General features: G+C 67.1%; 12 protein-coding genes. 4 read left to right on the forward strand and 8 right to left on the reverse strand.

Annotated elements, in window-relative coordinates; translation table 11 throughout:
* Positions 1-3 precede the first annotated feature (3 nt).
* The 3 genes from AC1PPK_RS07485 to AC1PPK_RS07495 all read right to left on the reverse strand — a co-directional run bounded on the left by AC1PPK_RS07485 (position 4) and on the right by AC1PPK_RS07495 (position 3,388).
* Positions 4-1,965 (reverse strand): amidohydrolase, encoded by a 1,962-nt coding sequence (locus tag AC1PPK_RS07485; RefSeq protein WP_481117210.1) that lies wholly within the window; start codon positions 1,963-1,965, stop codon positions 4-6.
* A 110-nt stretch (positions 1,966-2,075) separates the two neighbouring features.
* On the reverse strand, positions 2,076-2,489 hold the full coding sequence (locus tag AC1PPK_RS07490) for a secondary thiamine-phosphate synthase enzyme YjbQ (RefSeq protein ID WP_481117211.1): 414 nt from the start codon (positions 2,487-2,489) through the stop codon (positions 2,076-2,078).
* 2 nt (positions 2,490-2,491) lie between these two features.
* A complete protein-coding gene (locus tag AC1PPK_RS07495; RefSeq protein WP_481117212.1) occupies positions 2,492-3,388 on the reverse strand; it encodes a radical SAM protein in 897 nt (298 codons plus the stop codon).
* 71 nt (positions 3,389-3,459) lie between these two features.
* Between AC1PPK_RS07495 and AC1PPK_RS07500 the strand changes: the two genes are divergently transcribed.
* Positions 3,460-4,353 carry a cation efflux transmembrane domain-containing protein gene (locus tag AC1PPK_RS07500; protein WP_481117213.1) on the forward strand — a complete coding sequence of 298 codons (894 nt, stop codon included), beginning with the start codon at positions 3,460-3,462 and terminating at the stop codon, positions 4,351-4,353.
* Between the two features lie 12 nt (positions 4,354-4,365).
* On the opposite strand, the gene asd is transcribed toward AC1PPK_RS07500, so the two are convergent.
* Complete coding sequence (gene asd, locus AC1PPK_RS07505) at positions 4,366-5,217, reverse strand: archaetidylserine decarboxylase (protein ID WP_481117214.1); 852 nt, start codon at positions 5,215-5,217, stop codon at positions 4,366-4,368.
* 76 nt (positions 5,218-5,293) lie between these two features.
* On the reverse strand, positions 5,294-5,749 hold the full coding sequence (locus AC1PPK_RS07510; protein WP_481117215.1) for a PACE efflux transporter: 456 nt from the start codon (positions 5,747-5,749) through the stop codon (positions 5,294-5,296).
* Positions 5,750-5,857: 108 nt separating this feature from the next.
* Between AC1PPK_RS07510 and AC1PPK_RS07515 the strand changes: the two genes are divergently transcribed.
* Together AC1PPK_RS07515 and AC1PPK_RS07520 are read left to right on the forward strand one after the other, a co-directional pair.
* Positions 5,858-6,403: a DOMON-like domain-containing protein gene (locus tag AC1PPK_RS07515; RefSeq protein ID WP_481117216.1), complete on the forward strand. Its 546-nt coding sequence runs from the start codon at positions 5,858-5,860 to the stop codon at positions 6,401-6,403.
* Positions 6,400-7,608, forward strand: coding sequence for an exo-beta-N-acetylmuramidase NamZ family protein (locus tag AC1PPK_RS07520; RefSeq protein WP_481117217.1), 1,209 nt, complete (start codon positions 6,400-6,402; stop codon positions 7,606-7,608). Before AC1PPK_RS07515 ends, AC1PPK_RS07520 begins: the two co-directional genes overlap by 4 nt.
* A 60-nt stretch (positions 7,609-7,668) precedes the next feature.
* On the opposite strand, the gene fliW is transcribed toward AC1PPK_RS07520, so the two are convergent.
* Positions 7,669-8,097, reverse strand: a complete 429-nt coding sequence (gene fliW / locus AC1PPK_RS07525; RefSeq protein ID WP_481117218.1) for a flagellar assembly protein FliW — start codon at positions 8,095-8,097, stop codon at positions 7,669-7,671.
* Positions 8,098-8,344: 247 nt separating this feature from the next.
* Positions 8,345-9,883: a DEAD/DEAH box helicase gene (locus AC1PPK_RS07530; protein ID WP_481117219.1), complete on the reverse strand. Its 1,539-nt coding sequence runs from the start codon at positions 9,881-9,883 to the stop codon at positions 8,345-8,347.
* A 291-nt stretch (positions 9,884-10,174) separates the two neighbouring features.
* On the opposite strand from AC1PPK_RS07530, the gene ypfJ reads away from it, so the two are divergent.
* Positions 10,175-11,032: a KPN_02809 family neutral zinc metallopeptidase gene (ypfJ, locus tag AC1PPK_RS07535; RefSeq protein ID WP_481117220.1), complete on the forward strand. Its 858-nt coding sequence runs from the start codon at positions 10,175-10,177 to the stop codon at positions 11,030-11,032.
* Positions 11,033-11,100: 68 nt separating this feature from the next.
* On the opposite strand, the gene AC1PPK_RS07540 is transcribed toward ypfJ, so the two are convergent.
* Positions 11,101-11,577, reverse strand: coding sequence for a VOC family protein (locus AC1PPK_RS07540; RefSeq protein WP_481118194.1), 477 nt, complete (start codon positions 11,575-11,577; stop codon positions 11,101-11,103).
* Positions 11,578-11,620 lie beyond the last annotated feature (43 nt).

Raw genomic sequence — 11,620 nt, forward strand, 5'->3', positions numbered from 1 at the left:
TGGTCAGCGGGTGATCGGCACGCCGCCGTCCGCGCCGCCGAAGACCGTGGCGCCTTCCTTGACGGTGCCGATCACACGGATGTCGCCGAGCTTGTCTGCGGGGGTCTTGAGCGGATTGGCCGACAGCACCGTGAGGTCGGCGAGCTTGCCGACGGTGATGCTGCCCTTGATCTTTTCCTCGCCGAGCTGACGCGCTGCGTTCAACGTGATGGCTTTCAGTGCTTCCATCGCCTGGATCTGCTGATCGGTGCCCACCGGCCGCTTTACGGCGGCAGAGAGCACTTCCATCGGTGCCGGTTCGATAAGGGCCGCGTCGTTGTGCAGCGTAAGCGGCAGGCCGTGCCCGAGGGCCGCAGCGGCGGGGCTGAAGCGGGCTGTCCGTTCGGCACCGAGGGCTTCGTGGGTCAGGGTGTCGAGGCTGAGGACCAGGCGCTGGGGGGCCAGGGACACGCCGACGCCGAGTGCCTTCAGGGCGTCGAGCTGGTCGTCGCGGATCGTCGTGGCGCCGACCAGCAGCGGGCGGCGCTCCTTGCCGGGGTACTTGTCGGCGGCGGCCTTCAGGCCGGCGATGAACTGGTCGATGGCCGCATCCCCGCTGGCCTGCACGGCTACCTGCCAGCCGTTGGTGTAGGCGCTGTCGAACAGTGTGCTGACGCTGTCCTCGCCGAGCAGCGGGTAGCCCGAGTAGCGGGTTTGCTTGCCGGGGGGCGGCAGCTGGTAGGGCTGGGTCAGCCAGGCGCTGCGGTCTTCAGCGGTGCCGTCGAGGGTGAAGGACACGCCGGCCAGGCGCAGATGGCTCTTGTAGTACTTGGCGCCTATCTGCTTGTGAGTCTTGAGAGTGGCGGCAGCGCTACCGGCTTCGGCATAGACCGACACGTCCAGCTTGAGGGCGCCGACATCGGCGGCCTGGGTGTATAGCGCCAGGTCGTCGGTGGTGGCGCGGGCTTCCACCGCGGTGGTGTAGCCGTTGCGCAGGTAGAGGGTCTGGCCTTGCTGGATCAGGGCCTGGCGTTCGTCCTTGCCGAGTTGAGGCAGAGCCCCGAGCAGCGCGGTGGCGGCGGCGCCTTCCAGGCTGCCGTCCGGCTCCTTCGAGCCCGGCCAGCGGCCGATGCGGCCGCCCGGTGGGTCGATGCTGTTGCGGTCGATGCCGGCCAGCGTCAGCGCGCGGCTGTTGGCGACCAGGCGGGTGCCAGTACGGTCGACGATGATCACCGGCCGGTCGGCCGAGATGCCGTCGAGCTCGTTGCGGCTGGGGGCGCGCAGCTCGCGCAGGTGGCTTTCGTCGTAGCCGAAGCCGACGACCCAGCCCAGACGTTTGGCCATGTCGCCCTTGCTCCAGTCGCGCAGTTCGCGCAGCAGCACGGTGCCGTCGATGACGCGGCCCTCGGGCGGGGACTGCAGCTGCGCCGCGACTGAATACAGGCCGAGGCGGGATAGTTCGCCCCAGGCATCGATGAAGCCCGGCACCAGGGTCTTGCCGGCCAGGTCGACCACTTCCGTGCCTTCGCTCTTCCAGCGCGCCAGGATGGCCTTGCTGGTGCCGACAGCGATGATCTTGCTGCCCTTGATCGCGATGGCCTGCACGGCGGGATGCTTGTCGTCGACGGTGACGATGTCGCCGTTGGTGAAGATGATGTCGGACAGCGGTGGTGGAGGTGGGGCAGGGGGCGGCGCCGTTGGGTCGGCCGGGGCGTTGCCGGCGGTGGCGGGTGTTGCTGGGGCTGTAGGTGCGGCACCTGGAGCAGATTTTGCGGCTGCGGCTGGACTTGCCGCGGCGACTGGCGCGGCAGGTGCCGCGGGCTTGGCGGTCGTGCTGGCCGGTGCGGTGGCGGCGGCTGTGGTTTTCGGTACCGCAACGGCGGTTGCCGGCTTGGCGGTGTTCGGGGTCTGGGCGAAGCCGGATGGGGCGGCGAGGGCCAGCAGGATGGCGGCGCTGCCGAGGCGCAGCGGGAAGACGCAGATCATGGATGGGCTCCGGGAAACGGTGCGACCGGCGGGCGGTGCCGGCGGCGAACCCGAAGAGCATAGCACCTCGGCGTGCCGCTTCCCGTGACGGGCTTGGGGGGCGTTGCCGCTCAGCCGATGACGGTGACCACCACGTGCCGGCTGTGGGCGCTGCTGCGGTGTTCCCACAGGAAAATGCCCTGCCAGGTGCCAAGCAGAAGGCGGCCCTGGCCGATGGGCACGCTCAGGCCGACATCCGACAGCACGCTGCGGGCATGGGCCGCCATGTCGTCGTCGCCCTCCAGATCGTGGCGGTAGGCCGGGTCGCCGTCAGGGGCGAGGCGGCCGAAGACCGTCTCGAGGTCGTGGCGCACGTCCGGGTCGGCGTTCTCGGTGATCATCAGCGAGCAACTGGTGTGCTGCACAAAGACATGGGCGAGGCCAGTGGCGATGCCGGATGCGGCCACCACGTCGGCGACCTGTGCGGTGATGTCGAGGCTGCCGCGGCCACGGGTGCGGAATTCGAGGATCTGCTGGAAGGCCATCGTCACAGCCCCCGCGCCCAGGCCGGTCGAAGCCCGGCTGCTGCCGGCGCGGCGATGGCGTTGCGTACTTCGGCCAGCAGGCGGGGCTTGTCGGCACCGAGGGTGCCTTTCAGCACCAGCCAGTTGCTGGCGTGGTCGGAGCGGAACACCGTGCGGCGCAGTTCGAGCTGATCCAGGAAGCGCTCCATCTCATGGAACAGGCCGGCCTGATCGAGAGGCTCCCATTCCGGGAAGGCGGCGCGGAAGCGGGCTTCGCCGGTCGGGAAACTCACCACCAGCGTGGACAGGAATTCCGGCTGGGTGGCGTTGGCGAGGCGGGCCGAGTTGTCGGCGTGCCGGTCACTGAGGATTTGTCCGCCGAGGCCATTGAGGATCATCACCGAGCGGGTGATGCTGGCTTCGCCGAGCTTGTCGAGGGCTTCCCGCGTCGAGTCAAAGGTTTCGCCCTTGCTTACCTTCGCCAGCACTTCGTCGTCGCCGGATTCGGCGCCCAGGTAGGCCATGCGCAGGCCAGCCTCGCGCAGGCTGGTGAGTTCGGCGACGGTCTTCTTCTTCAGGTTGCGCGCCAGGCAGTAGCTGGAGACCCGGTGCACGCCGGGCAAGTGCGTGCGGATCGCCTCCAGGATCGCCAGCAGGCGGCGGGTCGGTAGCACCAGCGCGTCGCCGTCGGCGAGGAAGACCCGGCGGACCTGGCCGCCGTAGCGTTTGCCGATGCGCTGGATGCTGGTCAGCACCTCGTCTTCGTCACGGGCTCGGAAAGCCTTTTGCGGCGCTGTGTACATCTCGCAGAAAGCGCACTTGTTCCATGAGCAACCATCGGTGACCGGCAGGATCAGGGATTCGGCCTCGCTGGGCGGGCGGAAGACCGGTTCGACGTAGCGGATCAGCGGAGCGTTCATGGGCAAGCAGAGGTGCGAAGTGGGAGGCCGACAGGCTACCATCGGGGCGGAATCACTTCGAGATGCTTGCAATGGCTGAAACGACCTCTTCCTGTTCCGGTGGCTGCAGTTGTGGGGCGGGAGGTCCGCAACTGGTCGGGCTGAATGAGCCGAGCCGGCCCGGCGGCGAGGCCACGCTGAGGTCAACCTTCCGCGTTGGCGACATGGACTGCCCTGCCGAGGAGGCGCTGGTGCGCATGGAACTGGATGGGCTGGCCCATGGGCTGGAGTTCGACCTCGGTGCGCGTACCGTCACCGTCTGGCATGGCATGCCGGTCGATGAGCTTGAAGCCCGCATCGCCCGCCTGGGCATGGGGGCGGAGCGTGTCGGCAGCGGTCCGGCGGCTGGTGCGCCAGCGGCGCGGGTGGACGATCCGGCCGCCGAGCGGCGAGCGCTGCGCTGGCTGCTCGCCATCAACGCGGCGATGTTCGTGATCGAGGGGCTGGCCGGCTGGTGGGCGGAGTCGTCCGGCCTGCTCGCCGACGGCCTCGACATGTTTGCCGATGCGGCGGTGTATGCGGTGGCGCTGTATGCCGTCGGGCGTGGGGCAGCGCTGCAGTTGAAAGCGGCGCGCTTCGCCGGCGTGTTGCAGTTGCTGCTCGGGCTTGGCCTGTTCGGGCAGGTGGCGGACCACGTGCTCTACGGTTCGGAGACCCTGGCCGGCGCGATGATGGGCGTCTCGCTGCTGGCGCTGGCCGCCAACGTGGCCTGCATGGTGCTGATCGCCGGCCACCGGGACGGCGGTGCGCACATGAAGGCGAGCTACATCTTCACCGCCAACGATGCGCTGGCCAACCTGGGTGTGATCGTCGCCGGCGGCCTTGTGGCCTGGCTCGGCAGCCCGTGGCCGGACTGGGTGGTGGGCTGCATCATCGGCGCGATGGTGCTGGCCGGCGCGTGGCGCATCCTGCGCCTGCGCCACTGAGGCTGGCGCGCTTCAGCGTGCTCGGCTGCCCATCGCCTCGCCGAGGCGGATCGGGCGGGCTGGTGCCCAGGCGCCGGTGAAGCTCAGGCGCTTCTTCGGGAACAGCATGACGACCGTCGAACCGAGCAGGAAGCGCCCCATCTCGTCGCCCTTCTTCAGCGTGACCTGGCCGGCCGGGTAGTCCCATTCGCGGATCTTGCCGGGGCGCGGCGGGTTGACCTGGCCGTGCCAGACGGTGGCCATGCTGCCGACGATGGTCGCGCCGACCAGTACCAGCACGAAGGGGCCGATCTCGTCATTCTCGAAGACGCATACCACCCGTTCGTTGCGGGCAAACAGGCCGGGCACGCCGCGGGCAGTGGTCGGATTGACCGAGAACAGCGCGCCGGGCACGTAGATCATGCGGGTCAGGCGGCCGTCGCAGGGCATGTGGATGCGGTGGTAGTCGCGCGGGCTGAGGTAAAGAGTGGCAAATTCGCCGTCGTGGAACTGGATCGCCAGGTCCCGGTCGCCGCCCACCAGCGCATGGGTGGAGTAGGCGTGGCCTTTGGCCTGGAAGATCTGGTCGCGGTCGATGCGGCCGAACTGGCTGATCGCACCGTCTACCGGGCAGATGAAGTCGGCATTGGCCTGGGGGCGGGCGCCGGCCTTCAGAGGGCGGGTGAAGAAATCGTTGAAGCTGGCATAGCTGGCGATGTCCGGATTGGCCGCCTCGTCCATGTTGACCCCGTAGCGGCCGACGAACCAGCGGATCACTCCGGTGGTGAGGCCGCCGGCCCGGGCGCTGGCCAGTTTGCCGGCCAGCACGGTAAGGGTCTGCTTGGGGATCAGGTATTGAGGAAGGACTTTGAAGCGGTCGGACACGGCAGGTTTCCGGCATGAGGCGAAGGTGCGGATTATAGCGGCCCGTCCGCGCTTCGTCGGCCGCCTGCAGCTGCGTTCAACGGCCGGCGTCGGCGACGATCGGAAAGGCCCGGTCGTAGGCCAGGTTGAAGCTGAAGGCATACACTACGTAGGCCAGAGCGATGCTGATGTCTGCGACGAGGGCTGTGAGCCAGTCCATGCCGGTCCACAGCATCACCACCGGTAGCGTGATCATGAACAGGCCGCCTTCGAAGCCGATGGCGTGGACGGCCCGCAGCTGCCACGGGCGGCGATCCGCGGTGCGGCCGGTGAGGCGGCCTTCCAGCCAGTCAAAGGCGGTGTTGAAGCTGCCGTTCCAGATGGCGGCGATGACCGCCAGGATGGCCATCAGCACGAAGGAGTCGCGGCCCGGCTGGCCGGACAGCCAGATGTAGGGCGGCGTAATCAGCAGCAGGCCGCCGATCTCGAAGAGGGCGATCTGGCGCAGGCGGTCGGTGAAGCTGCGCTGGACGGGGGAGTGGGGTGCGGACATGGGAATCGCTACAAGGGCACGAATGGAATGGACCGTGCCGGCCGGCGGGAGTTTAACCTGTCGCGGCAGAACCGCTAAACTGCACGCCCCCGAGCTTGCTGCCACGCCATGACCGCCTCCTCTTCCATCACACTGGTTTGCCATCCGGATACCCCGGCAACCGGCCTGTCGATCCGCGTGGAATTTGAACGTGGCGCCGAGGGGGGCCTGCATTTGATTTACCGGCTGGAAGGCGATCTCGACGTGCTGCGCATTCCGGAGGCCGCCACGCCCTTGCCGCCGGAGCGCCTGTGGGCCTATACCTGTTTCGAGGTGTTCGTTTGTGCGGATGCCTTGGACGCCTATCGAGAATTCAATTTTTCTCCGAACGGCCAGTGGGCGCGCTTCGATTTCGCCACCTACCGGGGGCGCGTGCCCTCGCCGGTCGGCCCGGCACCACGGCTGCTCATTACCCGTGATGAAGGCGTGCTGAGCCTGACTGCTGACCTCGAGGCGGCGTGCCTGCCGGCCGGAGAACTGCGCCTGGGCATCACCGCCGTCATCGAGCATGGTGACGGCCATCACAGTTACTGGGCGCTGGCCCATCCGCCGGGTAAGCCCGATTTCCATCATCGCGACGGCTTTGCCGTTGCTCTAAAGGCTCCGACACCATGATCCGCTTCGGTCTCGACCGCCTGCTTGCCGACCCCGAACTGCGCCGCCCACTGGCCGGCAAGCGGGTCGCCCTGCTGGCCCATCCGGCCTCCGTCACCCGTGACCTGACCCATTCCCTCGACGCGTTGGCGGCCCTGCCCGATATCGAACTGTCGGCGGCCTTCGGCCCGCAGCATGGGCTGCGTGGCGACAAGCAGGACAACATGGTGGAGTCGCCGGATTTCTTCGATCCGCGGCACGGCATTCCGGTGTTCAGCCTGTACGGCGAGGTACGCCGGCCGACGGCGCCGATGATGGACCGCTTCGACGTGCTGCTGGTTGACCTGCAGGACCTGGGGTGCCGTATTTACACCTTTATCACCACGCTGCGCTATGTGCTGGAGGCGGCCGCCCATCATGGCAAGAGCGTGTGGGTGCTGGACCGCCCGAACCCGGCCGGTCGCCCGGTCGAGGGCACGCTGCTGCAGCCGGGCTGGGAGAGCTTCGTCGGCGCCGGTCCCTTGCCGATGCGCCACGGTCTGACGATGGGCGAACTGGCCCGCTGGTTCATTGCCACGCTGAAGCTCGACGTGGATTGCCAGGTGATCACGATGGAGGGCTGGCAGCCCGAGGCGGCGCCCGGCTACGGCTGGCCGATGAGCGAGCGCAGCTGGATCAACCCGAGTCCTAACGCGCCCAATCTGTCGATGGCGCGGGCCTATGCCGGCACCGTGATGCTGGAGGGGACGACGCTGTCCGAGGGGCGCGGCACGACCCGTCCGCTGGAACTGTTCGGCGCACCAGACCTGGATGCCGGCAAGGTGCTAGCCGAGATGGAGGCCTTTGCGCCCAACTGGCTGGCTGGCTGCAAGCTGCGTGAATGCTGGTTCGAGCCGACCTTCCACAAGCATGCCGGCAAGCTGTGCCAGGGCCTGCAGATCCACGTGGAGGACCCGACCCATTACGACCACGCAGCCTTCCGCCCGTGGCGCCTGCAGGCGCTGGCCTTCAAGGCGATCCGCCGGGTACGCCGCGACTATCCGCTGTGGCGGGATTTCCCGTACGAGTACGAGCACGACCGTCTGGCCATCGATCTGATCAATGGTTCGGAGATCCTGCGCGAGTGGGTGGATGACGCGACGACGCGCCCTGGTGATCTGGATGCGCTGGCGCTGGGCGACGAAAAGGCGTGGGAAGAAGAACGGCGGGATTATTTGCTGTACTGAATGAAACGGCCTCCGGCCCTGAGCAGGGAGGGAGGCCGCCTGTTGTGATGCTGGGTGCGCTTAGACGGCGCGCAGGGTCACGCTGGCGTCGACGCGGCCGATGATCTTCTGGACCGCGCGACGGGCAGCGGTATTGATGACTAGTGGCGCCATCACGTTGGCTTGCGGGGCGACGGCCCCCGTGTCGTTGTTGCGGACGATCAGCAGTACGCTGACATCGTCCGGATTGCCGAGTTGGAGCGCCGCAACTTCGTCGTCGGTCAGCGTGAACTCATAGTTCAGTCCAAGCACATCCGGTGTGGTGACGGTGAAGGTCACTTCGGGGTTGTCCACGCCTTGTAACACGAAGATGTTCGGAGCGTCGTCGCCTTCAGGGTGCAGAAGCGTGAATTGGTGGGTGGCTTCGAAGCCGGGCAGGCCGTTCGGGAATTCGATGATGCGTTCGGGCGAGACTTCGATTTCGCCGATGACGGGACTGGTGATTTTCATGGTTTTTTCCCCCTTTGGAATGAGTGTCGGGCAGGCTGGAATAATGCGTGCCGAAAACTGTATTCCATCATAGATGGCCAGCGGTTGATCCACCTCAGGAATTGAGGGGTCTTTTGATGCTATTCCTGTTCCCGTTCAGCGCTCGGGGAAGGGCGCCCTGTCTTGCTTTCGTCGGGATATGGGGGATGCACGCATGACAAGGGGGCGCCCGTGGGCGCCCCCTTGTCATGTACCCCGAGCCGCGCCGTTAGCGGTCGCGGTTGAAGGTGCGGCCAGCGCGCGGCTTGCCGCCGGTGCCTTCGCTGCGTCCGCCGCCGAAGCCGCCGGCATTGTGGTGGCTGGAGCTGCGCTTGGCCACGTGGGGGAACTCGGTACGATGTTCCGGATGGCGCGGGGCGCTGGCGCCATCGGCGCGGCGGGGGGCGTCGCGGAAATCGCGGCGGCCTTCGCCGTTGCCGGCCCACGGGCTGGCGCTACGACCTTCACTGCGGCCTTCGCCACGGTTGTCGTCGCGACGCTCGCGGTCGAAGCGGTTGCCACCGAAGCCACCGGACGGGCGCTTGTCGCCGAAGCGGCCGCCGCCGTTGCCGTAGCCGCGGCCGTCACGGCGCGGTCCACCGGGGCGGCGCTCGTCGGCCGGCAGCGTGGTGCGCGGCTCGAGGCCGGGCAGGGTGTGCACGGCCAGCGGCTGGCGGGTGTAGCGTTCGATGGCGCGCAGCAGGCGCACGTCGCGGCGCTCGGCCAAGCTGATGGCGATACCGCTGGCGCCGCCGCGGCCGGTACGGCCGATGCGGTGCACGTAATCGGCGGCGACCTTCGGCAGGTCGTAGTTGATCACGTGGCTGATGGTGCGCACGTCGATGCCGCGGGCGGCAACGTCAGTGGCGATCAGCACGCGCAGGTGGCCACGACGCAGCTGGTCGAGGGTGCGGGTACGCATGCGCTGGTTCATGTCGCCGTGCAGGGCTGCAACCGAGTGACCCTGGGATTCCAGGTTCAGCGTCAGGGCATCGGCGTCGCGCTTGGTGGCGGTGAACACGATGGCCTGTTCGACGCCCACGTCACGCAGGATGCCGTCGAGCAGGCGATTCTTGTGGCTGATATCGTCGGCGACCAGCAGGCGTTGTTCGATGTTTTCGTGGCGGGTCTGCGCGGAGGCGATCTCGATGCGCTCCGGATCCTTCAGCAGGCGCTGCATCATGCGCGCGACCTGGCCGTCGAGGGTGGCCGAGAAGAACAGCGTCTGGCGATCGGCCGGCAGCTTGGCGACGATGGCCTCGATGTCGTCTACGAAGCCCATGTCGAGCATGCGGTCGGCTTCGTCGAGGATCAGGATTTCCAGGCGGCCGAAGTCGATGCGGCCGCTGTTCATCTGGTCCATCAGACGGCCAGGGGTGGCCACCAGGATCTCATAGGGGCTGGACAGCAGCTTGTTCTGCACCGGGTAGGGCATGCCGCCGACCACGCTGACGGCCTTCGCGTAGCGCAGGTTCTTGCCGTAGCCCTTGCAGGCGTCGGTGACCTGAACGGCCAGTTCGCGGGTCGGGGTGAGCACCAGCACGCGGGGGCCGCGGGCCTTGATGGTGGATTCGGTAGTCAGGCGCTGCAGGGACGGCAGCATGAAGGCTGCGGTCTTGCCGGAGCCGGTCTGGCTGGAAACCACGAGATCCTTGCCGGCGAGGGCGGCGGGAATGGCGGCTTGCTGGACCGGGGTGGGTTCGGTGTAGCCGGCGTCGGCAACGGCTTTGACGATCTGTTCGGAGAGCCCGAGAGCGGCGAAATCCATGTTCGCTTCCTTATCTTTTGTATTGCGGATGCGGTGCCCGCGAAGAAAAAACGGCAACGCGCCGCCACGCGAAAACGCGTGCGACTGAATGGCTGCCTGACTGGCATATCGGCACTAACCGATCAGGACAACCTCACGTCTAATACGGGAGATATAAGAAGGTCAGGGACGATGTGACTCGGTGCGAAACCGCTTTTTTGCACCGGATCGCGGACTATAGCCATAATGCGCCCACTGCACAAGGAAAATGTTGCAGCGCGACAAGGTATTGCAGGTCTTGAAGGAGGCTTTATGCGTTTGGACGACAGCCGGGAAAGCGACAATGTCGAGGATAGACGCGGTGGTGGGGGCGGTGGTCTGCCCGTGGGCGGCATCGGTGTCGGCACCGTGGTGCTGGCACTGGTGGCGATGTATTTCGGTATCGATCCGCGAGTCGTGCTGAACCAGGCGTCCCATGTGTCGGCCCCGCCGCCGTCAGCGGCGCAGCAGCACCGTCCGCCGGCCAACGATGCGGAGACGAAGTTCGTGCGCAAGGTGCTCGGCGAAACCGAGGACACCTGGCAGCAGATCTTCCGCCAGGCCGGCAAGCAGTATGAGGATCCGAAGCTGGTGCTGTTCACCGGCGCCACCCGTACCGCCTGCGGCACCGGGCAGGCGGCGATGGGGCCGTTCTACTGCCCGGCGGACCACAAGGTCTACATCGACCTGGGTTTCTACCAAGAGCTGAAGACGCGCTTCAAGGCGCCGGGGGATTTCGCCCAGGCCTATGTGATTGCCCACGAGGTAGGACACCACGTGCAGAACCTGCTCGGCGTGTCGGCCAAGGTGCAGGCGGCGCGGGAGCGGGCCGGCGAGCGGGAGGCGAATGCGCTGTCGGTGCGCCTGGAGCTGCAGGCGGACTGCCTGGCCGGCGTGTGGGCGAAGAACGCCGATACGGCCCGCCACATTCTCGACGCGGGCGATATAGACGAGGCGCTGCGTGCGGCCACCGCCATCGGCGACGACACCTTGCAGAAGCAGGCCAAGGGTTACGCGGTGCCGGACAGCTTCACCCACGGCTCGTCGGAGCAGCGGGTGCGCTGGTTCAAGCGCGGCATGGACAGCGGGCAGGTGAAGGACTGCAACACCTTCCAGGCCAAGTCGCTGTGAGCAGCACCGGATGCGCGAAGGGCCGGCCCCCGCGAGAGGGCCGGCCCTTCGTCGTTTGCTGCGGGTGATCAGCCGGCCAGCTTGGCGAAGGCGTCGATCACTTCCTGCGGGGCCTGGACCAGCTCGACCAGTACCCCTTCACCACCGATGGGGAATTCTTCATTGCCCTTGGGGTGGAGGAAGGTGATGTCGAAACCGGCGGCGCCCTTGCGGATGCCGCCCGGCGCGAAGCGCACGCCGTTGGCAGTGAGCCACTCGACGGCTTTCGGCAGGTCGTCGATCCACAGGCCCACGTGGTTCAGCGGGGTGGTGTGCACGGCCGGCTTCTTCTCGGGGTCGAGGGGCTGCATCAGGTCCACTTCGACCTTGAACGGGCCTTTGCCCATGGCGGTGATGTCCTCGTCCACGTTCTCCCGTTCCGACTTGAAGGTGCCGGTGACTTCGAGGCCGAACATGTCCACCCACAGGGTGCGCAGGCGGTCCTTGGACGGGCCGCCGATGGCGATCTGCTGGACGCCGAGTACTTTGAATGGTCTTGTCATGATTGGTTTTTCCCTCCTAAAGGAGCCGGCATTCTACGGGAGTCGG

It is taken from the genome of Zoogloea sp. JDB1 (assembly GCF_056724025.1).

What these genes read in the sequence shown, in the direction of transcription:
- AC1PPK_RS07485 (WP_481117210.1), bottom strand. Translation starts at nt 1,965, where the DNA reads ATGATCTGCGTCTTCCCGCTGCGCCTCGGCAGCGCCGCCATCCTGCTG.
- AC1PPK_RS07490 (WP_481117211.1), bottom strand. Translation starts at nt 2,489, where the DNA reads ATGGCCTTCCAGCAGATCCTCGAATTCCGCACCCGTGGCCGCGGCAGC.
- AC1PPK_RS07495 (WP_481117212.1), bottom strand. Translation starts at nt 3,388, where the DNA reads ATGAACGCTCCGCTGATCCGCTACGTCGAACCGGTCTTCCGCCCGCCC.
- AC1PPK_RS07500 (WP_481117213.1), top strand. Translation starts at nt 3,460, where the DNA reads ATGGCTGAAACGACCTCTTCCTGTTCCGGTGGCTGCAGTTGTGGGGCG.
- AC1PPK_RS07510 (WP_481117215.1), bottom strand. Translation starts at nt 5,749, where the DNA reads ATGTCCGCACCCCACTCCCCCGTCCAGCGCAGCTTCACCGACCGCCTG.
- AC1PPK_RS07515 (WP_481117216.1), top strand. Translation starts at nt 5,858, where the DNA reads ATGACCGCCTCCTCTTCCATCACACTGGTTTGCCATCCGGATACCCCG.
- AC1PPK_RS07520 (WP_481117217.1), top strand. Translation starts at nt 6,400, where the DNA reads ATGATCCGCTTCGGTCTCGACCGCCTGCTTGCCGACCCCGAACTGCGC.
- fliW (WP_481117218.1), bottom strand. Translation starts at nt 8,097, where the DNA reads ATGAAAATCACCAGTCCCGTCATCGGCGAAATCGAAGTCTCGCCCGAA.
- AC1PPK_RS07530 (WP_481117219.1), bottom strand. Translation starts at nt 9,883, where the DNA reads ATGGATTTCGCCGCTCTCGGGCTCTCCGAACAGATCGTCAAAGCCGTT.
- ypfJ (WP_481117220.1), top strand. Translation starts at nt 10,175, where the DNA reads ATGCGTTTGGACGACAGCCGGGAAAGCGACAATGTCGAGGATAGACGC.